Raw genomic sequence first — 25,221 nt, 5'->3', positions numbered from 1 at the left:
AGCGGTACGGCAACTACTCGGACGCGACCCCGGGATCTCAGTGCCGTCGCTGCCGGACCAGCCCGTACCGCGGCCTCTTCGCGAAACGCCCGGCCAACAGCCCCAATGCCGCCAGCGAGGCGAGCACGTAGGCGTTGCCCGCCAACGACTCCAGCGGCGTCCACAGCCGTTCCTCCCCCTCGCCGCGCGGAACCAGCGTGAACACCCACCCCGCGCACAACGCCGCCACAGCCGCGGCGAAGCCGAACCGCCGGCGAGCGACCAACAGCGCGCACAGCGGCGCCACCCACACCCAGTGGTGCGTCCACGAGATCGGGCTGACGAGCACCCCGGCGAACGCCGTCACCAGCACCGCGCCCACCGGGTCGTCGCGCCGGTGCAGGGCGCGGGCCAGGAACACCGCCACGCCGAGGCACACCAGGACGAGCAGCACCAGCACCGCGGAGGAGCCGCCCATGACGCGGTGGACCAGGCCGCTCAACGACTGGTTGCCCCACCACGCGTTGCCGGCCGCCCTGTTCGCCCCCAGCATCGTGGACGTCCAGTACCGCACCGCGTCACCGGGCAGCAGCACCCACCCCGTGACGGCCAGTCCGGCGAAGACGGCCAACGCCCGCGCCGCGTCCCGGGGTCGTCCGGTCACGAGCAGGTGCACCACGAACACCAGCGGGGTGAGCTTCACCGCAGCGGCGACGCCGATCAGCACCCCGGAGAACCGCGACCCGCGCAATGCCAGCACATCCGCCAGCACCAACGCCATCAGCAGTGCGTTGACCTGGCCCAGCGCGACCGTCCGCCAGACCGGCTCCAGGCACAGCAGGAGCGGCAGCACCCACCACGGTCCGCCGACGAGCCGCACGGAGGTCCGCAACGCCAGCACCGTCCCGGCCGCGAGCACGCCCCACGCCAGCTGCACGGGCAGTGCGGCGAGGGGCAGGAACACCACGGCTGCGATCGGCGGGTAGGTGAACGGCAAGGCGGGCGACCAGTCCGGCAGCGTCGTCAGCGGGGCGTAGAGCGGCTCGCCGTGCAGCAGGGCCAGGGCGCCCGCCCGGTACACGCCGCTGTCCACTCCCAGCGGCCGGCCCAAGACCCACCACACGACCGCCATGACGGCCGGACCCGCGGACAGGACAACGGGAACACGGGACTTGATCACCGGTTCGACGCTAGGAGCGACGGCCCCGGAACACGTCCCGCCGGGGTGGTGTCCTGACGTGCCCCGCCGGTACCGGTCGTGCCCGCCCCGTACCCCGGTACTACTCGGCGGGCACCACCAGACCGCACTCGTAGGCCAGCACCACGGCCTGCGCGCGGTCGCGGAGGCCGAGCTTGGTCAGCACCCGGCTGACGTGGCTCTTGGCGGTCTGCTCGGCGATGGTCAGCGCGCCCGCGATCTCGGCGTTGGACAGTCCTCGTGCGATCAGGCGCAGCACCTCCACCTCGCGCGGGGTGAGGTGCCGCAACGCCGCGTCATCGGGTTTGCCCGGCGCCCGGTCGGCGTAGGCCGCCACCAGCCGCCGGGTGACCGACGGGGCGAACAGCGCGTGCCCGGCGGCGACCACGCGCACGGCGTTGATGAGATCGGACAGCGGCGAGTCCTTGAGCATGAACCCGCTGGCGCCCGCGCGCAGCGCCCCGTAGACGTGCTCGTCCAGGTCGAACGTCGTCAGGACCAGCACCTTGGGCGGAGTGTCGCCCGAGCCGACGATGAGGCGGGTCGCTTCCAGACCGTCCATCACGGGCATCCGCACGTCCATCAGCACCACGTCGGGCACGAGATCACGGGCCAACGCCACCGCGTCCGCACCGGTGCCCGCCTCACCGACGACGTCCACATCGGACTGGCTGTCCAGGGCGACGCGGAAGCTCTCCCGGATCATCGCCTGGTCGTCGACCACCAGCACCCTGATCGTCACGCGGTGTCCTCTCCTCCGTGCAGCGGCAGGTCCGCGACCACCGCGAAACCGCCCTCGGGGGTGGGGCCCGAGGTGAGCTCGCCGCCCAGCACGCGCACCCGCTCCGCCATGCCGGCCAGGCCGTGCCGGGGACGGGCCGGGTCGTCGTCGAGCGCGGGCCGGGTCGCGGCGGCGTTGCGCACCTCGACCCGCAGCACGTCGCCGCTCGCGGTGATCCCGACGGAGACCGCGCCGCCGGGCGCGTGCCTCCCGCTGTTGCTCAACGCCTCCTGGATGATCCGGTACGCCGAGAGCCCCACCCCCGCGGGCACCGGGCCGGCGTCGGCCTGGAGCGTGATCTCCGCGCCGGTCTCGCGGAACCGGGTCACCATGGCGTCCACATCGGACAGACCGGGCTGCGGCGTGGTCCCGTCCCCGTCGTCGGCGCGCAGCACCACCAGCATCCGCCGCGTCTCGGTGAGCCCGTCACGGGCCATGCGGTGAATGACGTCCAGCTCGTCGAGCACCTCCGGCGCCAGGCCCGGCAGCCGGTACGACACGGCGTCGGTGCGCAGGACCAGCGCGGACATGTGGTGGCTGACGACGTCGTGCAGCTCCCGCGCGATGCGGGTGCGCTCCTCCAGCGCGACCAGGCGGGTCTGCTCGGCGCGGCGCAGGCCGTCCGCCTCCCGGCGCTGCCGCACCGCGTTGCCCAGCACGACCGCGCCGAGCGCGAGGAAGCCGGGCAACGCCGCGTCGCCCCAGTCGTCCAGCCGCGGCCAGGTCGCCACGAAGGTGACCGCCAGGACCGCCACCACCACGACGGTTCGAAGACGCAGCGCCACCCGGTACAGCAGGAACCCGACCGCCACCGTGAGGCCGATGGTCCACGGCCAGCCCCACTCCAGCTCGGGGCCGGTGCGCGCGCCGTAGGCACGCGGGAGGAAGAGCACCAGCAGCACCGAGAGGAACCACGCGATTAGGAGGTTCCGCGCCGAGAAGAGCACCGGGAGCACCGTCACCACTCCGCAGGCCAGGATCACCTCGTGCAGGCTTCCCGGGCGGTAGAGGCCGGTCGGGACGACAGCGAGGAGGAAGCACACGACCGCCATCAGGTGCGTCGCCGTGGCGCGGCGGGCCACCGCTGACCTGATGCCGCGCAGCCGCTCCACCCGTGCACGGTATCGGGTCGATCCCTGGTGGCCCGCCGGGCCGTCCACCCCTCAAAAGTTTCCGGTCCGTCAGCTTCTTGCACGATCCTGTTGACATCTTGCACTCTGTAGTCGCTTCGCCGACAAAGGAGTTCGCGATGTCCCTGTCACGCCGAACACTGCTCAGCTCTGCCGTGGCCGTCCCCGCGCTGGGCCTCCTGCCGGCCACGGCGCGGGCGGCCAGCCCGCCCGGCGACGTCGTCGGCAAGATCACCGTGGGATACCAGGGCTGGTTCGCCTGCCGCGGCGACAGCTCCCCCATCGACGGCTGGTGGCACTGGAACGACGACTGGAGCCGCCCGCCCGCGCCACCCACCAGCTCCATCGTCGCGTGGCCGGACGTCCGCGACTACGCCCGCACCTACCAGACCGCGTTCGCCAACCTCGGCGACGGACGGCCGGCGTCGTTGTTCTCGAACTACGACCGGCAGACCGTGGACGTCCACTTCCAGTGGATGCGCGACAACAACATCGACACGGCGGCGTTGCAGCGCTTCAACCCGACCGGTGGCGAGGGCCCGATCCGCGACGCCGTGACCGCGCACGTCCGCCCGGCCGCCGAGGCCACCGGGCGGAAGTTCTACATCATGTACGACGTCACGAACTGGACGAACATGCAGTCGGAGATCAAGACCGACTGGCTGACCAAGATGTCCGCGTACACGTCGTCGCCCGCGTACGCCCGGCAGAACGGCAAACCGGTCGTCTGCGTCTGGGGCTTCGGTTTCAACGACCCTGGCCGGCCGTGGGGCCCGGAACCGTGCCAGGACGTCGTCGACTGGTTCAAGGCGCGCGGGTGCTACGTGATCGGCGGCGTCCCGACCCACTGGCGGCTCGAGATCGAGGACTCGCGCAAGGGGTTCGGAAACGTCTACCGGTCGTTCGACATGATCTCGCCGTGGATGGTCGGCCGGATCGGCACCCCGGCGGACACGGATCGCTTCTACACCAACGTGAACTCGCCCGACCAGGCCGAGTGCAACGCGCGCGGGATCGACTACCAGCCGTGCGTGCTGCCAGGAGACGTCGGGTCACGGCAGCGGTTGCACGGCGACTTCATGTGGCGGCAGTTCTACAACATGGTCCGCCTTGGCGCGCAGGGCATCTACGTCTCGATGTTCGACGAGTTCAACGAGGGCAACCAGATCTGCAAGACCGCCGAGACGCAGGCGGACGTGCCCGTCGGCTCCGGCTACCTGGCGCTGGACGAGGACGGCACCCGGTGCTCCGCCGACTACTACATGAGGCTGACCGGCGACGGCGGCAGGATGCTGAAGGGGCAGATCGCGCTGACCGCCACCAGGCCCACCCCGCCGTGGGTCGGCGGCCCGCCCGCGCCCGACGTCGACCTGGCCGCCGGTCGTGCCACGGCCCAGAGCTCGCAGACCCAGCACTACGGCAGCGGGAACGTCGTCGATGGTGACCCGAACTCCTATTGGGAGAGTGCGAACAACGCGTTCCCGCAGTGGGTCCAGGTCGACCTCGGCACCGCGGCCGCGGTGAGGCGCGCGGTGCTCGCGCTCCCGCCGAACCCCGCCTGGGCACGCCGGACCCAGACCGTCGCGGTGCTCGGCAGCGCCGACGGCCAGTCGTTCAGCACGCTGGCCGGGTCTGCCGGGTACTCCTTCGACCCCGCGACCGGGAACTCGGTGACGATCACGTTGCCGGGCTCGCGGGTCCGCCACGTGCGGCTTTCCTTCAGCGGCAACACGGGCTGGCCGGCGGCCCAGCTGTCGGGCCTGCGCCTGTACGCCTGATGGACCCTTGAAAACTGAAACGTGTTCTAGTTAGTCTACCCGCATGATCGCCACAGTGGTGTGGGGCACCGGAAACGTCGGCCGTGCCGCGATTCGCGCCGTCGAGGCCCATCCCGGCCTGGAGCTGACGGCCGTCGTCGTCCACGACCCCGACAAGGCCGGTCGCGACGCGGGTGATCTCGCCGGACTGGACCACGAGCTCGGGATCGCGGCCACCACCGACATCGACGCGGTGCTGGCCGCGAGTCCGCGCGCCGTCGTCTACGCGTCGTCCGGCGACATCCGGCCGGACGACGCCCTCGCCGACATCACGAGGGCGATCAGGGCGGGCGCGGTCGTCGTGACGCCCTCGCTGTACGCGCTCTACGACCACCGCAGCGCCCCGCCGGAGTTGCGAGAACCGGTTCTAGGCGCGATCGCGGAGGGCGGCGGGTCGCTGTTCGTCTCCGGCGTCGACCCCGGCTGGGGCAACGACGTGCTGCCGCTGATGATCAGCGGGCTCGGCAGCGCGGTCGACGCCGTGCGCTGCCAGGAGATCTTCGACTACTCCACCTACGACCAGCCCGACGCCGTGCGGTGGCTGATCGGGTTCGGGCAGCCGCTCGACTACCAGGCGCCGATGCTCATGCCGACCGTGCCGACCATGGTGTGGGGCGGGCAGATCCGGCTGATGGCCAGGGCGCTGGGCGTCGAGGTCGAGGAGATCCGCGAGACCGTCGACCGGCGCGCGCTCGACGAGACCGTGACGACCAGGACCATGGGCGAGTTCGAGGCCGGCACGCAGGGGGCGATCCGGTTCGAGGTGCAGGGGATCATCGGCGGCGAGCCGCTCATCGTCATCGAGCACGTCACGCGCATCCACGCCTCGTGCGCGACGGACTGGCCGATGCCGCCGTCGGGCGACGGCGCGCACAAGGTGATCATCGAGGGACGGCCGCGCATCGAGGTCTCGGTCGAGGCCGTGGACGAGGGCGAGAACCGCTCCGCCGGCGGCAACGCGACCGCGGTCGGCCGCATCGTCAACGCCATCGACTGGCTCACCGAGGCCGCGCCGGGGCTCTACGACGCGCTCGACGTCCCGCTGCGCCCCGTCGCGGGGAAGCTCGGAAGGAGCAAGGGATGAACATCGACATCCCCGAGGGCAAGGACCCCATCGGCTACGTGTGGGGCGAGATGGTGCCCGGCATCGGCATCTCCGCCGCGAACCTCTCCCTCGCCGTGTACCAGCACACCACGCTGGGACTGCGCGAGTTCGAGGCCGCGCGGCTGCGGATCGCGCAGATCAACGGCTGCATGTTCTGCCTGGACTTCCGCACCGAGCGCGACGGCGCGAAGGTCGAGGACGGCTTCCTCGACGCGGTGACCCAGTGGCGCACCACCGACGCGTTCGACGACCGCACGCGGCTGGCCGCGGAGTACGCCGAGCGGTACGCACTGGACCACCACGGCCTCGACGAGGAGTTCTGGTCCCGCATGGCCGGGCACTACAGCCAGGTGGAGGTCGTGGAGCTGACGATGAGCATCGGGGCGTGGCTCGTGTTCGGCAGGCTGAACCGGGTGTTCGGCCTCGACGCGATGTGCGTGCTGCCGAAGCTCTGAGGTCCGGAGAGGACGGTCAGAGATCGGTGGCGATGATCTTCGCGATGTTCCGCTCGGCGAGCGCCGTGATCGTGACGAACGGGTTCACGACGGTGCTGCCGGGGATCAGCGAACCGTCCATGACGTACAGACCGGGATACCCCTGCAGGCGGCCGTAGTTGTCGGTGGCCCTGTTCAGGATCGCGCCGCCGAGCGGGTGGTACGTCAGGTGGTCGCCCCAGATCTTGTAGACGCCGAAGAGGTCGGTCCGGTAGATCGTCCCCTCCTTCGAGTTGATCTTGTCGAAGATGGTCTTCGCCGCGGCGATCGAGACCTCCTTCCACGCGGTCTGCCAGCTGAGGTCGACCTTGCCCGCGGCCTGGTTCCAGCTGAACTGCGCCCGGTTCGGGGTCCTGGTGATCGACAGGTAGAACGACGCGTAGGTCTCGATCCCCGTCGGCAACGGCGCGACCTCGGCGAACGCGCCGCCTGCCGCCCAGTTGTCGATGCCCAGCGTCGGGATCGACGACTGCAGCTGGCCCGTCGGGTCCCACAGGTGGTTGGCGCGCCCGCACATCACGTTGCCGTTGTCGCCCCAGCCCCTGCCGACCTCGCCGTTCAGGTTCGGCAGCGCGCCCGTGGCCCTGAGCTTGACCAGGAGCTTGCTCGTGCCGACGCTGCCGGCCGCGAAGAACACCTTGGCCGCCGTCACCTGCTTGGTCGCGATGACGTCGCCGGTGGTGTTGAGCTGCTCGATGGTGACCAGGTACCCGCCGGACGCCGGCACGACCGACGCGACCCTGTGCAGCGGTGAGATGGTGACGCGACCGGTCGCCCTGATCTTCGGGAGATAGGTCTTCTGCAGCGACTTCTTGCCGTGGTTGTTGCCGTAGAGGATCTCCCCCGCCAGCGCCGACTTCGTGGCGGTCCCCGCCGCCTCCTGCTCCATGTAGTTCCAGTCGTACACGGTCGGGACGAACACGTACGGGAAGTTCGACCGCTCGGCGTGCTTCCGGCCGACCCGTGCGTACTGGTAGGCGGCGGTGCTCTCGAACCACGCCGACCGGATCAGGCTCGCGCCGAGCTCCGCGTTGGCGCGCGGGTAGAAGGTGCCGTACATCTCGTCGGGGTTGACCGACGGCAGGATCTCGCCGAAGTTCTCGCGTTTCGGCGTGACGGCCATGCCGCCGTTGACGAGCGACCCGCCACCGACGCCGCGGCCCTGGTAGACGGTGATGCCGGCGAACTCCTCGGCGTCGAGGATGCCGGTGTACTTCGGGATCGCCTTGTCGATCGGGAAGCCCAGGAAGTTGCTCAGCGGCTGCTTCGTCTTGGTGCGCAGCCAGAACGACCGCTGGTCCGGGGTGGTGGTGTTCGCGAAGATCTTGCCGTCGGAGCCCGGCGTGTCCCAGGCCATGCCCATCTCGACCATCTGGACGTCGACGCCCGCCTGGGCGAGGCGCAGGGCCGTGACGCAGCCGCCGTAGCCCGTGCCGACGACCAGGGCGGGGACGACCGCCGCGTCGGCGATCGAGGCAGACGCTCGCGCGGCAGGAGCGCCACCGAGGGCGACCGCTCCAATAATAGAACCTGTTCCAGCGAGAAACGTGCGGCGGGAGGGACCGGGTAAACCGTTGTCACACGACGTTGTGTGGTTCATTGTGATCTTCCTCACTGTGGGCGCATGAGAACAAGTTATACCGGCGGTGGTAGGTCAAGTCACTACCTGGCGGTCCCGGTTCATTCGGGGAGCGCAGCGCGGGTGGCCGGAGTCCGAGACGGCGGAGGACAACCCGGACAGGCGACCGGAAGCACACGATCCGGGAATATCCTCACCCACACGACCGCTCGATAATCGAGCGATGCCAGTGGTATCTCAGAATGAAGACGCCAGATCGAGCGTCCTGGTCGTGGGCGCGGGGATGTCGGGTCTGGCCGCGGCGCGCGCGTTGCGCGCGCAAGGCCATCCCGTCACCGTCCTCGAGGCGCGGGACAGGGTGGGCGGGAGGATCTGGACCGACGAGCACGGGGTCGACCTGGGCGCGCACTGGATCCACGGCACGGACGGCAACCCGATCACCGAACTGGTCGAGGAGCTGGGCATCCCGTACAGCTACGTGGGCGGGGACAGCGCCTACACCGGCGGCTTCGACAGCCTCGACCTGTTCGGCGCGGACCTGCGTGCGGTGAACCACCGCTACAAGAGCCGGACGCTCGAACTGGCCGACGAGGTGCTGCACGAGCTGGAGCACCGCGCCGCCGTCGCCCGCAAGGACGAGCTGCCCGACATGCCGCTGGGCGAGGCGGTGCGCCAGATCCTCGACGGGCGCGGTCTGTCCGGTGAGGACGACCAGGCCGTGCGCTACCACCTCAACGTGATCCTGCGCGAGGACGCGGCGGAAGACCCGGACAAGCTGTCGCTCAAGCACTGGGAGGACGGCTACCTCGTCTACGGCCACGGCGACAGCACCCTGCACCAGGGCTACCAGTCCGTTGTGGACGCCCTCGCCGAAGGGCTCGACATCCGGCTGGGCCACGTGGTCACGAGGATCGAGCCCGGACGCGTCACGACGGAGCGGGGCGTGTTCGAGGCGGGCAAGGTGCTCGTGACGGTGCCGCTCGGCGTGCTGAAGGCCTCGGCCGTGGAGTTCGTCCCGCCGCTGCCGGAGGCCAAGCGGTCGGCGATCGCACGTCTGGGCTTCGGCACGCTGAACAAGATCGCGCTGCACTACCGCGAACCCTTCTGGCCCCGCGAGCAGTACGTCTTCGGCTACCTGTGCCGCGACACCGACCGGTACCCGACCGTCGTGATCAGCATGTGGAAGTCCCACGGCAAGCCGATCCTGGTCATGCTGCTCGGCGCGTCACTCGGCCGTGAGATGGAGACGTGGTCCTCGGAGGACGTGGCGGCCTACGCGACCTCGGTCGTGCGGGACGTCTTCGGTGCCGACGCGCCGGCACCGGAGTCGGTGTCGCGGACCGGCTGGTCCCGCGACCCGTACGCGCTGGGCTCCTACACCTGCATCGGCGTCGGCTCGTCGTCCAAGGACATCGCCACCCTCGCCGAACCGGTCGGCGACGCGCTGTTCTTCGCCGGCGAGGGCACGAACCCGTACCACTGGGGCTGCGTGCACAGCGCCTACGAGTCCGGTCTGCGCGAGGCCGCGCGCATCAGCGGCAACTCGGCGTTGTACACGCCGCCGAGCGCCGGCAAGTCCCGCCGCCAGTCGCGCAACACCGACAGGATGCTGCGGTTCGTGCGGATGCGGATGCACCACATCACCGATCGCGAGCTGGCCGAACGGGTGGCGTGCCTGCGGGAGAGCGTGGACCCCCACGGCGTGCGGCTCTTCTGCTCGATGCTCGACTCCGAACTGGAGACGCTCGCGTCGATGTTCGACGAGATCCCCTACACGGCGGGAGATCCGCTCTTCCACGAGGACGACGCGGCGCACGGCGTGTTCCTGGTGGCGAGCGGCGAGGTCGAGGTCGACTTCGGCGGCATCTACGAACGCGCGGTGCTCGGCCGTGGCACGTTGCTCGGCCACTACGACATGTTCTTCCAGGCCCGGACGACTTCGGTGACGGCGGTGGGCGACGCCGTGGTGTTCTACCTCGACCACTACCGCTACCAGAACTTCCTCTACGCCTTCCCCGAGGTCATGATGCTGATGCTCTCGGACCTGGTGACGCGGTGGGAGCAGCTGGAGACGGCGCTCGGGGCGGCTACCCTGCCGCAGGCGCGCCGGGAGACGGTCTGACGGAGACAAGCGCCTCCAGCACCGCCGCCACACCGGGAGGGTCGGGCGGGTCGCCGTACGTGACGGCGTGGATCTCCCGCCGGAACCCGACGTCGGTGGCGTGCACGTCCGGCCGCTGGTGAGCCCGCAGGGCGAGACCGGGCAGGAGCGCGACACCCACGCCCGCGGCGACCAGGGCCTGCACGACGACGATCTCGTCGCTGCGCGAGACGACGCGCGGCGTGAAGCCCTCGCGCCGGCACACGGCCTCCAGTTCGGCCTGGCACCGCGCGCACCCGCCGATCCACGCCGAGTCGCGGTGGTGCGCGAGGCTGTCGCCGGGCCGCCGGCTCACGAGGTGCAGCGAGTCGTCGCCGACGCGGACGAACCGGAAGCCCTCCTCGACCGGGTCGCCCTCGTGGCGGAAGACGAGCGCGATGTCGATCTCGCCGTGCCGCAGCATCCGCAGCGACTCCGCGGGGTGCTGCTCGACCAGGCTCAGCTCCAGGCCGGGGTGCCGCACGGCGAGGGTGACGGCCACCTCCGGCACGATCGTGGCGGCGGCCGAGGCGTTGGCCGCCAGGCGCACCCGGCCCGCCCGCAGGCCGGCCTGCGCGGCCAGTTCGGTGGCGGCGGCGTCGACGCGGCCCACGATCTCGGCGGCGCGGTGCGCGAGCAGGAGGCCTTCCGGGGTGAGGCGGATGCCGCGCCCGACCCGTTGCACGAGCTTCACGCCCGTGGCGGCCTCCAGCCGCGACAGGTGGTGGCTCACCGACGGCTGGGAGTAGTGCAGCTGCCTGGCGGCCTCGGTCACCGAGCCGTGCCGGGCCACCGCGGCCAGCACCTCGAGGTGCACCAGGCTCATCACCCCTCGACACTACCGCCGGTCAGAGGTCCGGCAGGGGCGTGCCGGGCGTGCGGGCGACGATCGCGGCGGTGGCGATCAGGTCCCAGCCCGGCGCGTACTCGTTGCCGGTGCTCAGGTGCGGGGCGTGCTTCTCGTAGCGGTCGAGCAGCTCCTCCACCGACTCGAAGACCGCGCGGTGCGGGTGCTCTGGCCGGACGCGGCAGCAGTGCCGCGCGGCGTCGAGCATCTGGCCCGGCGTCTCGCCGCGCTTCGTGGCCTCGACGCCCGCCACGAGGTAGACGTACAGGCGTTCCAGCAACGGTTCCAGCGGCGGCACGCGTCCAGGGGCGGGCCCGAGGTCGGCGAGCTCCGCTCGGTTGACCAGGCGGTGGGACTGTCCTCCCAGGACACTCGCGATCCGCACGTCGTCGAGCCCGAGGTACCGGGCGCAGCGGGCGGTGGCGTGGGCGCCCCAGGTCGGCGTCGAGTAGGGCACGTCGCTGCCGAACAGCACCTTGCCCGGCGGCATCGTGCCGAAGAGCGTGACCAGGTCGGTGGGGCTCCACCACGACGTGTCGAACAGCAGGTTGTCCGCCGGGTGCCCCGCGAGCCACGCCAGGTCGGTCAGGCCCGCGTGCGCGAGGACGAACCGCGCGCCGGGGAACCGTTCCAGGACCGAGAGGAGGGTGTCGCCGAACGGGTCGATCTCCGGTCCCGCGTGCACCACGACCGGCAGCCCCAGCTCGTGCGCCAGGCCGAAGACGCCGGTGAGCTCGTCGTCGTCGAGCCGGAACTCGTCGCTGGCCGGGTGGAGCTTGATCCCCGCGGCACCGGCCTCCACGCAGCGGCGCGCCTCCGCGGCCGGGTCGTCTCCCGGAGCGACCCGGCAGAACGGCACCAGCGTGCCGCAGGAGGCCTCCGCCAGCACCGCGTCGTTCGCGGCGCGGTAGCCGTCCGGTTCGGTCAGCGGGAACACCGCCGCCCGCGCGTCCACCGAGGACAGTGCCGACCGGACGTCGTCCGCGGTCGCGGAGAAGCCGCTCGGGTCGTTGGTCCCCACGTGGGTGTGGATGTCGAACAACGGGCAGTCGATCCCCAGGGCCTCCCACCACGGCCGCACAAGATCATCGGCGTACATCTGCTCCCCTCCGGTCGTCATCGCCCAGGTGCCCGGCATTCCGGCGGGCAAACGCACTCGGCCGGTCGTTCGCCCGGTCGCTGCTCCGTCTGGAGTCTTGATCGCTCAACACGGCCAGGCCAAGGTGAGGGAACTTCAGGTCCCTGAACACCTCGGAAGCCGAAGGCGTCAGACGAGGAGAACGATGCGGAAACGCGCCACAGTCATCCCCCTGCTGGCATTGCTGACAATGGGCCTCCCCGCCCCCGCGACCGCCCAGCCGAACGGCACGGTCGTCTCCGGCCAGGCCAGGTTCCAGATCCTGTCCCCCACGCTCGTGCGAACGGAGTACGCCGGCGACACGCGCTTTGAGAACGCGGCCACTTACAACGTTGTAAACCGGAGCTTCACGCCTCCGTCCTACACCTCGCGGGTCACCGACGGCTGGCTGGTCATCACCACCTCGGCGATGACCCTGCGCTACCGCGTGGGCTCCGGCCCCTTCCGCGCCGACAACATCGAGCTCAAGGCCGGTGGCACGACCGCGTCCCCGTGGCGGCGGGTGGTCTGTGCGACCGGTCAGCTCTGCGAGGCCGAGGACCAGGCGCGCGAGGGCATGCTCGTCGCGGCGGACCACCCCGGCCTCACCGGCTCCGGGTTCGTCGCCGGGTTCGAGTACACCAACAACGGCGTCACGGCCACCGTGCGCGCGACCGGTGCGGGCAGGCACCGGGTCGTCGTGCGGTACGCGAACGGCCAGGGCGGCGACGGCAAGCACGAGAACCGGACGCTCAGCCTGAGCGTCGACGGTCAGGCGCCGAAGCAGTTCACGCTGCCCCGCGGGAACGACTGGAACGACTGGAAGACCGCCGAGACCGAGGTCGACCTGTCCGCCGGCGAGCACCGCATCGCGCTCACGCGGAACGCCGCCGACTCGGGCAACGTCAACGTCGACAGCCTCGCCCTGCTCACCGCGGGCCAGGCCTACCCGAGCGTCAGGGCGACGGACGAGTGCCGGTTCGGCACCAGCTGCGAGGCCGAGAACGGCCTGGTCAGCGGAGCGGCGAAGATCGCCGACGAGCACGCGGGGTACGCGGGCACCGGGTTCGTCGCCGAGCTCGTGGGCGGCACGCGGCTGGTCCAGCGCGTGACCAGCGTTCCCTCCGCCGGCACCTACCCGGTCGTCCTGCGCTACGCCAACGGCACCGGTGGCGACGGCAAGTACGAACCGCGGACCGTGCTGATCAACGGACAGCCGTACACCGTGCCCACCACGGCGAACTGGAAGACGTGGGGCACCACGACCGTCCAGGTCCCGTTGCCCGCGGGCTCGTCCGACCTCACGGTCACGTGCCCGGACGCGGGCTGCCACGTCAACCTCGACACCATCGGGGTCAACACGTCGACGCAGCACCTCGCGCTCGGCGGCTACCGGCGTTCGCTGGACGGCTACAACGGCGACAACGGCGATCCCCGGCTCTACCCCGGCCTGCTCTACCGCGACGGCTGGTTCACGCTGGACGACACGCCTTCCGCCCTGCGCGACGGGACGGTGCGGGCGAACCGCGGCGCCCAGCCGTACCAGGACGGGTACGTGTTCGGCTACGGCCAGAACTACAAGGCCGCGCTGGGTGACCTCGCGGCACTGACCGGCGGGCCGAAGCTGCTGCCCCGCTGGGCCTACGGCGTCTGGTACTCCGAGTACATCGACAGGACCGCCGCGGACTTCCGCGACCGGATCGTGCCCGCGTTCCGCCAGCACGGCGTGCCGCTGGACGTCCTGGTGATCGACACGGACTTCAAGGCGAACAACCTGTGGAACGGCTGGCGGATGGACCAGAACAAGTTCCCGGACCCGCAGGGCTTCCTCGACTGGGCGCACGGTCAGGGGCTGCACAGCACGCTCAACATCCACCCGAGCATCCAGGGCAACGACCCGGACTTCGCCCGTGCGCAGGCCACCGCCAAGGGCAAGCTCGCCAAGACCGGCACCCGCGACGGCGTGGACAGCTACAGCTTCGACTGGGGCGACCCGGACCAGCTGCGCGCCTACGTGGAGTTGCACAGGACGATGCCGACCGACTTCTGGTGGCTCGACTGGTGCTGTGACGCCTCCGGTTCGTCGCAGCGCGGCGTCACGCCGGACACGTGGATCAACGAGCAGTACTCGAAGATGGGCGCGTTCGCGTTCTCCCGCGGCTTCGGTTCGCTGCAGGCGGGCGGCTACAGCGGCGGCGGCGCGTTGCCGACGGGCCCGTGGGCCGAGAAGCGCACCACCCTGCACTTCACGGGTGACACCTCGTCGACGTGGAGCACGATGAAGGGCACGATCGGCTACACCTCGGGCGAAGGCGTCTCGACGGGCATGTCGAACATCAGCCACGACATCGGCGGGCACAACGACACCACCGGTATCCGGGGCTCGGAGCAGTACCTCGACAACGGCCAGCTCCGCTACACCACCAAGATGCCGGACGACATGTACGCGCGGTGGGTGCAGCTCGGCGTGTTCCAGCCGATCACGCGTCTGCACAGCAACCACAGCGACCGCATGCCGTGGCAGTACGGCGCGGCGGCGAACGCGTCGGCGACGAAGTTCCTGAACCTGCGCGAACGCCTGGTGCCGTACCTCTACTCCCTGGCGGAGCAGGCGAACCGCACCGGTGTGCCGATGGTGCGCCCTGCCTACCTGGAGTACCCAGGCAGCCCGGAGGCGTACTCCACGGTGGACACCCAGTTCCTGCTGGGCCCGGACATGCTGGTCGCGCCGATCACCACGCCGGGTGAGGTCGGTCAGACGCGCGTCTGGTTCCCGCCCGGCCAGTGGACCGACTACTTCACCGGCAAGGTCTACCAGGGCAACACCTGGGCGACCGTCAGCGCGGGCCTGGACACCATGCCGGTGTTCACCCGCTCGGGTGGCGTGGTGGTGGAGCGCACCGGCAACGTGGCCAACGACGCCACGAGCGCGACCGACGAGCTGACCGTGCACGTGACGGCCGGCGCGAAGGGCGAGTTCTCGCTGTACGAGGACGGCGGCCGCAAGCTGTCGGCGCGCACCCGGATCGTGCAGGACGGCGACAAGGTCACGGTGCACCCGGCCAAGGGCTGGTTCCCCGGCAAGGTGTCCAAGCGGACCTGGACCGTCGTGGTGCACAACGCGGACGGGACGACCCGAACCGTCCAGGCGACGGGCAAGTCCGCGTTCCAGAAGGTGGTGATCACCCTCTCCCCGCGCTGACCCGCGGGAACAAGACCGTTGGGGAGCGGACACGTGCAACGCACGTGTCCGCTCCCCGATCATTCGGTTGCAGGGCTGCTGCGCAGCGGTCCTATCGGGAAGCGCGAGAACGCGTGTCCTCAGGACCTGCGGGCATTCCGCGCTAGTCGTTCCGCGCGCTTGCCAGCACGGCACCGTGCCGATGGGTGCCCGGCCGCACGACGTAGCCGAACTCCATCGCGTTCATGACCATCTCGATCTTCGTCGCTGCGTTGAGCTTCTCCCGGATGCGGCGGGCGTAGGTGCCCACGGTGGCCTCGGACAGCCCCATCCTGCGGGCGACCTGCCGGTAGGTCAGGCCGTTCCCGATGTGCCGCATGGTCTCGATCTCGCGGCGGCTCAGCGGAGCGGGCCGGTGGGGCTGGGTGCGGCCGGCCACCGCTTCGGCGGCGAGCCCGCGCATGGCGGCGATCAGGTCCGTGACCTCCGCGTCGTGCTCGACCACCAGGTGAGCTCCTCCGTCGGCGACGAGTGCGCGGGTCGCGGGGTCGCTCGCGGAGGCCAGGAGCAGGACCTTGCTCGACCTGGCCAGCTCGGTGATCGTCGCGGTGCACGGCGGCGGGCCCTGGGGGTCGACCTCCACGACGACCAGGTCGATCGGCTCGGCGGCGGCGAGGGCGTCGACCGACTCCACCGACTCGACCACGCGGAAGCCGTTCTCCGCGGCCGCTGCCCAGACCGCCCCCGCTCGCACCAGCGGGTGACGTGCGGCGATCGCCACCGTGCACACCTGGTTCCTCTGACCATGCCACCCGTGGTCGACGGGGTTGACGGACGTCGCCACCGTTGGTCCTCCTTCGCGGTGCCGAAGCTGGTGCTCACCACGATCTCCGCGCCTGTTCCCCATGCGGTCCTGCTTCGTGACCGTTCGCGCTCCGCCCCCTCCCGCCGGCCGCTGTCAAGTCATGATTCGTGTGACTTCCTCGGCCACGACCGATCGGGTCGACTGCTCCCATGCCCAGCGCTGGGACGGCGCGCGACACGAACGAACCAGGAGTGGTGATGAGTCCTATCGGGAAACGGGGTTCACGCAGGATCTCGGTGTTCGACACGACGCTGCGCGACGGTGAGCAGGCGCCGGGCAACGCGATGTCCCCGCAGACCAAGCTGGAACTGGCGCTGGCCATCGAGGCGCTCGGCGTGGACGTCATCGAGGTCGGGTTCCCCAACTCGAGCCCCAGCGACCTCGCGGCTCTGCAGCTCGTGTCGCAGGCGCTGACGAAAGCCCGGTTCTGCTCGCTCTCCCGGGCCAACCGCGCGGACATCGAGGCCGCCGTCACGGCCGGTGGCACCGACCGCCACCAGGTCGAGATCATGGTCACCGGCAGCGAGCTCCACATGGAGCACAAGCGGGGAATCACGCGCGCGGAGAACCTGGCCGAGACGAAGTTCGCGATCGGCCTCGCGCACTCGCTGGGAGTGCGCGACATCGCGCTGGGTGTGGAGGACGCCAGCCGCGGGTCGGACGACCTGCTGCGCGCCCTGGTCGAGACCGGCCTGTCCGAAGGGGCCACCACCGTCGTGCTCGCGGACACGACCGGTCACATGGTGCCCGGCGAGTTCGGTGAGATGACCGCCAAGGTGCGTTCCTGGATCCCCGAGGACGTCGTGCTGAGCGTCCACTGCCACGACGACATGGGGTTGTCGCTGGCGAACGCGCTCGCCGCCGTCGAAGCCGGCGCGGACGAGGTGCAGGCGACGGTGGCCGGGATCGGCGAGCGCGCGGGGAACACGCCGTTGGAGGAGCTCGTAACGGTGCTGACCTACAAGGGGCACCGGTACAACGCGTACACGACCGTCGAGACCGCCGGGCTGTACGAGGTGTTCCAGACGCTGTCCCGCAAGATCGGTCTGGCCCCTCCGCGCAACAAGGCCATCTTCGGCGACAACGTCTTCAGCACCCTCGCCGGCATCCACCAGGCCGGCATGCTGCGCAACCCGATCACCTACGAGTTCGTCGAGCCGGAGCGGTTCGGCAGGCAGCGGCGGATCCTCGTCGGCAGGCACTCCGGCCGCGCCGTGCTGCGGCACGTGTTCGACGAGCTGGGCCTGCCGTGGGACGCGGCGCTGGGGCAGAAGGTGTACGAGGAGCACATCGCCAGCCGCTCGGACGGCGACTACATCTCGGTCGCGGAGCTGACCCACGTGCTGAGCACCACGGTCGCGGCGGCGGCGATCTGATGACACGGCCGAGGACCGTCATCGACAAGATCTGGGACGAGCACGTCGTGTGCTCCGATGCCCAGGGCGATCTGCTCTACATCGACCTGCACCTCGTCCACGAGGTCACGTCGCCGCAGGCGTTCGACGGCATCGAGCACGAGGGGCGGCGGGTGCGCCGCCCCGACCTGACCCTCGCCGTGGAGGACCACAACGTCCCGACCGACAGCCTGCTGATCCGCGATCCCATGGGCAGCGCGCAGGTCGAACGACTGCGCGAGAACTGCTCGCGGCACGGCATCGAGCACTTCGCCCACGGCGACCGGCGGCAGGGCGTGGTCCACGTGGTCGCCCCGGAGCTGGGTCTCGTGCAACCGGGCATGTCGGTGGTGTGCGGTGACAGCCACACGTCCACGCACGGAGCGTTGGGCGCGCTGGCTTTCGGTGTGGGCACCAGCGATGTCGAGCACGTGATGGCCACGCAGACGTTGCGACTGGCCAAGCCCGCGACCATGGCCGTGGAGTTCGTCGGCTCGCTGCCGGCCGCGGTGTCGCCGAAGGACCTGGTGATGGCCCTGATCGCGAAGATCGGCGCGAACGGCGCGAACGGCCACGTGATCGAGTACCGCGGTCCCGTGCTGCGCGAGATCTCGATGGAAGGCCGGATGTCGATCTGCAACATGTCCGTCGAAGCCGGTGCGCGCGCCGGTCTGGTGGCGCCGGACGAGGTGACCGAGGAGTACCTGCGCGGCAGGCCCGCCGCACCGTCGGGCGGCCTGTGGGACGAAGCCGTGGCCGCCTGGAGGGAGCTGCGCACCGACGAGGGCGCGGCGTTCGACAGGACCGTCCGGATCGACGTGTCCGCGCTGACGCCGTTCGCCACGTGGGGCACCAACCCCGGACAGGCCGCGCAGCTCGGTGACGGGGTCGTTCCCGACCCGGCCGCGTTCGCCGATCCCGGCGAGCGGGCCGCCGCGCAACGCGCGCTCGAGTACATGGACCTCGTGCCGGGCACGAAGCTGCGCGACATCGAGATCGACACCGTCTTCCTGGGCTCCTGCACCAACGGCCGCATCGAGGACCTGCGGGCCGCGGCGGACGTGCTCGACGGCCGCCGGCTGGCGTCCGGGGTGCGCATGATCGTCGTGCCGGGGAGCATGCAGGTCCGCGAGCAGGCCGAACGGGAAGGGCTGCACGAGGTCTTCACCGCGGCGGGCGCCCAGTGGCGGCTGTCGGGCTGCTCGATGTGCCTGGGGATGAACACCGACCGGCTCACCGGTCCCGCACGCGTGGCCTCCACGTCCAACCGCAACTACGAACGCCGGCAGGGCGACCACGCGCGCACGCACCTGGTCTCCCCGGCGACCGCGGCGGCCACCGCCGTCGCCGGGCACCTCGCAGCGCCCCAGGACCTGGACGGAGGCACCGCGTGACCACGACGCCGTTCACCGTCCACACCGGACGGGCGATGGTCCTCCGGCGTGACGACATCGACACGGACCAGATCATCCCCGCGGAGTTCTGCAAGCGGCTCACCAAGCACGGCTACGAGGACGGGCTGTTCGCCGGGTGGCGCGGACGGCCGGGGTTCCCGCTCGACCAGCCGCACCTGCGGACGGCGACGGTGCTGGTCGCCGGCAGCAACTTCGGCACCGGCAGCTCCCGCGAACACGCGGTGTGGGCTCTGCGCGACTGGGGTTTCAAGGCCGTCGTCGCCGCCAGCTTCGGCGACATCTTCCGCCGCAACGCGCTGACCAACGGGCTGCTGCCGATCACCCTGTCCAAAGAGGACGTCACCGCGCTGTCGGCAGCCGTCGAAGCCGATCCCGAGCTGCCGATCACGGTCGACCTGGTGGCGCGGGAGCTGCGCACCCCCACCACGTGCCTGGGGTTCGACGTCGACGAGCGCGCGCGTCACCTGCTGCTCAACGGTCTGGACGACATCGGGCTCACCGAGCAGCAGGAGGAGCAGATCGCGCGCTACGAACTGACCCGCAGGCCGTGGTTCCCCGCTCTGCGCCCGGGATGTCTGTCGGGCAGCACGACCGGAGGGGACCGACGAGGATGACCGTCATCTCGGTGGTCCCAGGAGACGGCGTCGGTGCGGAGGTCGTGCCCGAGGCGCTGCGCGTGCTCGACGACCTGGGCCTCGGCCTGGAGTACGACGTCCTCGGCCACGTGAACGCCGGCACCTACCTGGACTCCGGCACCGCCCTGACCGACGACGACGTCGAGCGGATCAGGCGCAGCGACGCGGCGCTGTTCGGCGCGATCGGCGACCCCAGGGTCACCACCCCCGACTACGCCAGGGGTGTGCTGCTGCGGCTGCGGTTCGAGCTCGACCTCTACGTGAACCACCGCCCGGTCAGCCTGCCGGACGAGCGGCTCAGCCCGCTCAAGGACGTGAAGCGGGGCGCCATCGACTGCGTGGTGGTCCGCGAGAACAGCGAAGGGCTCTACGCGGGGATCGGCGGCGCGCTGCGGCAGTCGACGTCGCACGAGGTCGCGCTCGACGTCGAGGTCAACACCCACAGCGGGGTGTCGCGGATCCTCGACTACGCGTTCGGCATCGCCCGCTCCGAGGTCTGCATGGTCGACAAGTCGAACGCCGTGCCGAACGGCGGACGGCTCTGGCAGCGCTGCTGGGCGGATGCCCGCCGACGCTACCCCGAGGTCGCGGTCCGGCACCTCTACGTCGACGCCGCCGCCATGCGACTGGTGTCCGACCCCGCCGGGTTCGACGTGATCGTCACCAACAACTCCTACGGGGACATCCTCAGCGACCTCGCCGCCGAGCTGGGTGGCGGGATCGGCATCGCGGCCTCGGTCAACCTGAACCCGGCGACCGGGTTCGGCCTCTACGAGCCGGTGCACGGCAGCGCGCCCGACCTCGCGGGACGAGGCGTCGCCAACCCCGTCGCGGCGGTTCTCTGCGCGGCTCTGATGATCGACAACCTCGGCCACGCGGCCGAGGCCGAGGCGGTGCGCGCCGCGGTGGCGCGGACGGTGGCCGCGGGGCGGTGCACGCCGGACCTCGGCGGGTCGCTCGGCACCGAGGAGGCCGGCGCGGCGATCCGCGCCGAGCTCCGGTGACGTCCGGGACGGGTGCGGTGACGGCACCCGTCCCGGACGTCCGGCTTTCCCGGGCGGACGACCGCGGGACCACACCGGTCGGCACTTCCCTGCGCATCACGACCTTCTGAGGAGAACATCCCGATGAGCGAATCCACCCTCACCTCGGGCGCCCCCATCACCCAGCTGCCCGACGACTACATGCAGAACCCCCACGAAGTGCACCACATGCTCCGCGCGGAAGGACCTGTGCGGGAAGTCCGCACGCCGCAGGGGCTCAAGGTCTGGTTCGTGACCCGGTACGACGAGGTGAAGACCGCCCTCACCGCCCCCGGCATCAGCAAGAAGCTCATGGGCCGCGTGCGCCACGACGCGCTGACCGAGCACATGGTGTTCATGGACCCGCCCCACCACACCCGTCTGCGCAAGCTCGTGACCAAGCCGTTCACCGCCCGCCGCGTCGAGGCGTTGCGCCCCAGGGTGGAGGAGATCGCGGCGGAGCTGATCGCGAAGCTGGACGACGGCGACGTGGTCGACCTGCTGGACGTCTTCGCGGTCCCGTTGCCGGTCGCCGTCATCTCCGAGCTGCTCGGCATCCCGATCGACAACCGCGACGAGTTCCGCGCGTGGTCCAACCAGCTGATCAACGTCAGCACGCCGGACGAGGTGCAGGCGGCCACCTCGGGCATGGCCGACCTCCTGTACCGGCACGTCCGCGAGGTGCAGGCGGCCGAACCCGACGACACCTTCTTCTCCGCGCTCGTGCACGCCACCGAGTCCGGCGACCGCCTGACCACGGAAGAGCTCGTGTCGATGGCGTTCCTGCTGCTCGTGGCGGGGCACGAGACGACGGTGAACCTCATCGGCAACGCGGTGTTCCAGCTGCTGAGGAACCCGGACCAGCTGCAGGTCCTCAAGGACAGGCCCGAGCTGATCCCCGCGAGCACCGACGAGTTCCTCCGGCTGGAGGGGTCGATCAACATCGCGTCCTTCCGCTACACCACGGAACCCCTGGAGCTGGGCGGCGTCACGGTGCCCGCGGGCGAGCTCCTCATGGTGTCGCTGCTGGCGGCGAACCGCGACCCCGAGCGCTACGAGGACCCGGACCGGCTCGACGTGACGAGGCCCGTGCAGGGGCACCTCGCGTTCGGCCACGGCATCCACTTCTGCCTCGGCGCACCGCTGGCCCGGCTGGAGTTCGACGTCGCGCTGACCCAGCTGCTGGCGCGGTTCCCGAACCTGGAGCTCGCCGCGGAGCCGGAGACGCTGGTGTGGCGGGACAGCACGCTGGTCCGCGGCCTGCACACCCTGCCGGTGCGCCTGGCCTGATCGACCCGCTGGAGAAGCCCCTGGGCCCGGCATCCGTGCGGATGCCGGGCCCAGGCTCGTGATCGGGGCTTCCCGTCCCCGTCAGGTGGACGCGGAGGGGTCCAGCGCGTCGAGGACGTGCTTGATCCGCTGCAAGCTGTTCTCCCTGCCCAGCAACACCAGCGACTCGTACAGCGGCAGGGTCACCAGCCGGCCGGTGATGCTCAGGCGCACCGCGGTCAGCGCGGCGCGGACGAAGGCGGTGTCCTCGCCGAGACCGTCCTTCAGGCGGACCTGGAGCACGTCCTCCGTCCAGTCCGAGGTGGCCAGCAGGATCTCGGAGGCGACGCCCAGCGCCCGTGTGTCCACTCGCGACGCGATCTCGTCGTCCAGCGGAACGATCGAGTCGCTCGGCTGGAACAGGAATGCGACCAGGTTGGTCGCCTCGTGGAGGTTCCTGGCTCGTTCGCGGACGAGCGGCGCGATGCGGAGCAGGAGTTCCTGCTCCTGGGCGCGGAGCTCCCGCGGGATCACACCGGCATCGGCGGCGAACGACGTGAGGGCGGCGACGAAGCGTTCCGCGTCCAGCGCGCGCAGGTGGGCGGTGTTGACCGAGGCCGCCTTCTTGGTGTCGAGCTTCACCGGCCGCGGCTTGACGCGGCTCGGATCGAACGCCTCGACCAGCTCGGCCGTCGAGAAGATCTCGCCGGCACTCGGGTGGGACCAGCCGATGGAGGCCAGGTAGTTGACCATCGCCGCGGGGAGGAACCCCCGATCCCGGTAGCCGAGCACGGCGGCCTCCGGAACTGCCCGCGAGAGAGGGCGGTCCTGCTCGTCCACCACGGAGGAGATGTGGCCGAAGCGGGGTGTGAACCGGGCCAGGCCGATCCGCTCGAGTGCGAGGTAGGTGGCCAGGTGCCGCGGAACCGACGCCAGCAGGCCATCGCCGCGCAGGATGTGCGTGATTCCCATGAGCGCGTCGTCGACCGGGTTGGCCAGCGTGAAGGTGGGATCACCGTTGGCACGCACCATGACCGGGTCCGGTGTGGCGTCCAGTTTGAACACCATCGGTCCCCGGACGAGATCGTCGAAGACGACCTCGCCAGAAGGCATGCGCAGCCTCAGCACGGGAACGCGTCCCTCGGCGCGGAAGGCCGCCCTGCGGACTTCGGAAAGGTCGCGATCCGCGTTGTCGTAGCCCATTCGCGGATGCCGGCCTGCCGCGCGGTTGCGCTGCTCGACCTCCTCCGGCGTGGAGAACGACTCGTACAGCTCGCCGGCGGCCAGCAGCTGCCGGGCGACGTCGAGGTGGACAGGGCGACGCAGGCTCTGCAGGTACGGCCCGTTCGGTCCGCCCACGTCAGGCCCCTCGTCCCACTCCAGCCCCAGCCACCGCAGCACCTCCAGCAGAGGCTGGTAGTACTCCTGCTGCCCCCTGGCCAGATCGGTGTCCTCGATGCGCAGCACGAACCGCCCACCGTGGTGACGGGCGAGGGCCCAGTTGTAGACCGCTGCCCTGATCAGCCCGATGCTGGGCGGCCCGATCGGCGAAGGGTTGAAGGTGGTGCGCACCTGCCCTGTGAAAGGGTCGGACGCGACACGCGAGATTTGCTCCAAGTGTTGCACCATCCTGTTCGCCATTGGTCGCGAGAAAGCACCGAAGCGCAGCACCGTTGGACCCACCGTGCGATCGGTCAGGACTCCGCGCACTCAGCGGCGACGTGCGGACCTGCTGCCAGACCTTCCGGAGGCCGGCATCTCGCAGGCGCAACTCGTCTTGCGACTCCACCGTAACTCCGGCACCGGAGACGAAAGGTAACCACGCGACACCGCACCGGCTTACCGCGGAATTCCTGGTCGATGATCGGCAGCCGTTAGCATCGCGTGATATGTTCAGGCAATTCGTCGTGCCCGCAGGCGCGCCCCGGCAGCTCGTGCTGGGCAATCTGCTGATGACCGCGGGCAACGGCGCTTTCATGACCTGCTCGGCCATTTACTTCACGCGGGTGGTGGGGCTGTCTCCTGCCCAGCTGGGGCTCGGGCTGACGATCGCGGGTGCGATGGGCCTGTTCGCGGGTGCGCCGCTCGGGCACCTGGCGGACCGCCGCGGCACCCGTGAGGTCGCCGCCGCGCTGGTCGCGGTGAACGGCGTGGCCGCCATCGGCTACCTGTTCGTGCGCGATTTCTGGGCGTTCGTACTCGTGGCCGGCGTGTTCGTGATGTCGGAGCGCGGTTCGCGCGCGGCCATCCAGGCCCTCACGTCGGGACTGCTCCAAGGCGACGAGCTGGTGCGGATCCGCGCCGTGGTGCGGTCGGTGAACAACGTCGGCGTCGCGGGTGGCACCCTGGTCGCCGGATTCGCTCTTCAGGTCGGGACGAGCCAGGCCCTGTCCGTGGTGCTGGTGCTCGACGCCCTGAGCTTCTTCGGTTCGGCGGTGGTGCTGGCACGTGTACGGGCGGTGGCCCCCGCTCCCCCGGCCGTCGCGGGCCCGCCGAAGCGGTCCGTCCTGCGTGATGGACCGTTCGTGCTGTTCACCGCGTTGAGCGGGGTGCTCGCACTCCACAACGTGATGCTCGAGATCGCGGTGCCGCTGTGGGTGGTGACGCACACCGAGGCGCCGACGGTCGTGGTCACCGTGCTGTACCTGGTGAACACGATCAGCGTGGTCCTGTTCCAGATCCGCGTGGCGACCCGTGTCGACACCCTGGACCGCGCGGTGAAGGCGTTCCGCCTGGCCGGACTCGTGCTTCTCGGTACGTGTGCCCTGTTCGCCACGTCCGCCACCGGGTCGGCGGTCTTCGCCGCGACCGCCCTGGTCGCCGCCGGCGTGGTCCACGTGTGGGCTGAGATGCTCACTTCGGCGGCGGCGTGGACCATCAGCCACGACCTGGCCCCGGCCGACCGCCAGGGTCAGTACCAGGGGTTCTTCTTCACCGGGTACGCCGCTTCGGCGATGATCGCGCCGACGGTGCTGACGTTGCTGCTCATCCAGTGGGGCACGCCGGGATGGTGGGTCCTGGGCGGGCTGTTCGTGGCCGCCAGTGTGGCGATGGGATCGGCGGTCAGCTGGGCCGAGCGGGTCAAAGCACGTCACAACGCCGGCATTCACTGAAACACATCGGCGTCACCGGACGACCAGAAACGCTCGATTGACGACGCGTGGTCACACGCCTCGATTACCGTCTGATGAGCGCGACCGAACACGATTACCCGCCGATGTGCGAGCGGAGAGGTGCGGTGCTGTCAATCGCC

The 25,221-nt window shown here is 70.5% G+C and carries 19 protein-coding genes; 11 read left to right on the top strand and 8 right to left on the bottom strand.

Annotation, left to right across the window (positions count from 1 at the left end; all coding sequences use genetic code 11):
- Positions 1–37 precede the first annotated feature (37 nt).
- The 3 genes from VM306_RS00465 to VM306_RS00455 all read right to left on the bottom strand — a co-directional run bounded on the left by VM306_RS00465 (position 38) and on the right by VM306_RS00455 (position 3,070).
- Positions 38–1,159 carry a glycosyltransferase 87 family protein gene (locus VM306_RS00465; protein ID WP_325510112.1) on the bottom strand — a complete coding sequence of 374 codons (1,122 nt, stop codon included), beginning with the start codon at positions 1,157–1,159 and terminating at the stop codon, positions 38–40.
- A gap of 100 nt (positions 1,160–1,259) precedes the next feature.
- On the bottom strand, positions 1,260–1,919 hold the full coding sequence (locus VM306_RS00460) for a response regulator transcription factor (RefSeq protein WP_325510110.1): 660 nt from the start codon (positions 1,917–1,919) through the stop codon (positions 1,260–1,262).
- Positions 1,916–3,070 (bottom strand): sensor histidine kinase, encoded by a 1,155-nt coding sequence (locus VM306_RS00455; RefSeq protein WP_325510108.1) that lies wholly within the window; start codon positions 3,068–3,070, stop codon positions 1,916–1,918. The genes VM306_RS00460 and VM306_RS00455 overlap by 4 nt, the downstream gene beginning before the upstream one ends.
- Before the next feature lie 137 nt (positions 3,071–3,207).
- On the opposite strand from VM306_RS00455, the gene VM306_RS00450 reads away from it, so the two are divergent.
- The 3 genes from VM306_RS00450 to VM306_RS00440 are packed head-to-tail and all read left to right on the top strand — an operon-like array spanning position 3,208 to position 6,465.
- The gene (locus VM306_RS00450; protein WP_325510106.1) at positions 3,208–4,866 is read left to right on the top strand and encodes a discoidin domain-containing protein; all 1,659 of its coding nucleotides are present in this window, start codon (positions 3,208–3,210) and stop codon (positions 4,864–4,866) included.
- Positions 4,867–4,909: 43 nt separating this feature from the next.
- Positions 4,910–5,989, top strand: a complete 1,080-nt coding sequence (locus tag VM306_RS00445; RefSeq protein ID WP_325510104.1) for a dihydrodipicolinate reductase — start codon at positions 4,910–4,912, stop codon at positions 5,987–5,989.
- The gene (locus tag VM306_RS00440; protein WP_325510101.1) at positions 5,986–6,465 is read left to right on the top strand and encodes a carboxymuconolactone decarboxylase family protein; all 480 of its coding nucleotides are present in this window, start codon (positions 5,986–5,988) and stop codon (positions 6,463–6,465) included. Before VM306_RS00445 ends, VM306_RS00440 begins: the two co-directional genes overlap by 4 nt.
- Before the next feature lie 16 nt (positions 6,466–6,481).
- On the opposite strand, the gene VM306_RS00435 is transcribed toward VM306_RS00440, so the two are convergent.
- Positions 6,482–8,026 carry a GMC oxidoreductase gene (locus VM306_RS00435; protein ID WP_325510135.1) on the bottom strand — a complete coding sequence of 515 codons (1,545 nt, stop codon included), beginning with the start codon at positions 8,024–8,026 and terminating at the stop codon, positions 6,482–6,484.
- A 328-nt stretch (positions 8,027–8,354) separates the two neighbouring features.
- Here VM306_RS00435 and VM306_RS00430 point away from each other — a divergent pair, with 328 nt between their 5' ends.
- Positions 8,355–10,205: an FAD-dependent oxidoreductase gene (locus VM306_RS00430; RefSeq protein WP_325510099.1), complete on the top strand. Its 1,851-nt coding sequence runs from the start codon at positions 8,355–8,357 to the stop codon at positions 10,203–10,205.
- Here VM306_RS00430 and VM306_RS00425 read toward each other — a convergent pair.
- The gene (locus VM306_RS00425; RefSeq protein ID WP_325510097.1) at positions 10,171–11,049 is read right to left on the bottom strand and encodes a LysR family transcriptional regulator; all 879 of its coding nucleotides are present in this window, start codon (positions 11,047–11,049) and stop codon (positions 10,171–10,173) included. The genes VM306_RS00430 and VM306_RS00425 overlap by 35 nt on opposite strands.
- Before the next feature lie 22 nt (positions 11,050–11,071).
- Complete coding sequence (locus VM306_RS00420; protein WP_325510095.1) at positions 11,072–12,226, bottom strand: amidohydrolase family protein; 1,155 nt, start codon at positions 12,224–12,226, stop codon at positions 11,072–11,074.
- A 127-nt stretch (positions 12,227–12,353) separates the two neighbouring features.
- On the opposite strand from VM306_RS00420, the gene VM306_RS00415 reads away from it, so the two are divergent.
- The gene (locus VM306_RS00415) at positions 12,354–15,389 is read left to right on the top strand and encodes a TIM-barrel domain-containing protein (RefSeq protein WP_325510093.1); all 3,036 of its coding nucleotides are present in this window, start codon (positions 12,354–12,356) and stop codon (positions 15,387–15,389) included.
- 142 nt (positions 15,390–15,531) lie between these two features.
- Here the strand turns inward: VM306_RS00415 and VM306_RS00410 are convergent, their stop codons facing one another.
- Positions 15,532–16,212, bottom strand: a complete 681-nt coding sequence (locus VM306_RS00410) for a response regulator transcription factor (RefSeq protein ID WP_325510091.1) — start codon at positions 16,210–16,212, stop codon at positions 15,532–15,534.
- Between the two features lie 218 nt (positions 16,213–16,430).
- Here VM306_RS00410 and VM306_RS00405 point away from each other — a divergent pair, with 218 nt between their 5' ends.
- From VM306_RS00405 to VM306_RS00385, 5 genes are all read left to right on the top strand, one after another.
- Positions 16,431–17,609, top strand: coding sequence for a homocitrate synthase/isopropylmalate synthase family protein (locus VM306_RS00405; protein ID WP_325510089.1), 1,179 nt, complete (start codon positions 16,431–16,433; stop codon positions 17,607–17,609).
- The gene (gene leuC, locus VM306_RS00400; protein ID WP_325510087.1) at positions 17,609–19,021 is read left to right on the top strand and encodes a 3-isopropylmalate dehydratase large subunit; all 1,413 of its coding nucleotides are present in this window, start codon (positions 17,609–17,611) and stop codon (positions 19,019–19,021) included. The genes VM306_RS00405 and leuC overlap by 1 nt, the downstream gene beginning before the upstream one ends.
- Positions 19,018–19,656, top strand: coding sequence for a 3-isopropylmalate dehydratase small subunit (leuD, locus tag VM306_RS00395; protein ID WP_325510085.1), 639 nt, complete (start codon positions 19,018–19,020; stop codon positions 19,654–19,656). The genes leuC and leuD overlap by 4 nt, the downstream gene beginning before the upstream one ends.
- Positions 19,653–20,681: an isocitrate/isopropylmalate dehydrogenase family protein gene (locus VM306_RS00390; protein WP_325510083.1), complete on the top strand. Its 1,029-nt coding sequence runs from the start codon at positions 19,653–19,655 to the stop codon at positions 20,679–20,681. The genes leuD and VM306_RS00390 overlap by 4 nt, the downstream gene beginning before the upstream one ends.
- Before the next feature lie 123 nt (positions 20,682–20,804).
- Positions 20,805–21,989: a cytochrome P450 gene (locus tag VM306_RS00385; RefSeq protein ID WP_325510081.1), complete on the top strand. Its 1,185-nt coding sequence runs from the start codon at positions 20,805–20,807 to the stop codon at positions 21,987–21,989.
- An 81-nt stretch (positions 21,990–22,070) separates the two neighbouring features.
- Here the strand turns inward: VM306_RS00385 and gltX are convergent, their stop codons facing one another.
- Complete coding sequence (gene gltX / locus VM306_RS00380; RefSeq protein WP_325510080.1) at positions 22,071–23,540, bottom strand: glutamate--tRNA ligase; 1,470 nt, start codon at positions 23,538–23,540, stop codon at positions 22,071–22,073.
- Between the two features lie 317 nt (positions 23,541–23,857).
- Between gltX and VM306_RS00375 the strand changes: the two genes are divergently transcribed.
- A complete protein-coding gene (locus VM306_RS00375; RefSeq protein ID WP_325510078.1) occupies positions 23,858–25,081 on the top strand; it encodes an MFS transporter in 1,224 nt (407 codons plus the stop codon).
- The last annotated feature ends 140 nt before the right edge of the window (positions 25,082–25,221 follow it).

This window comes from Lentzea sp., from assembly GCF_035525475.1.
In the GTDB taxonomy this organism is placed as follows: domain Bacteria; phylum Actinomycetota; class Actinomycetes; order Mycobacteriales; family Pseudonocardiaceae; genus Lentzea.
Note: the sequence above shows the minus strand (reverse complement) of the source record. Positions and strands in the feature narration are given on the sequence as shown.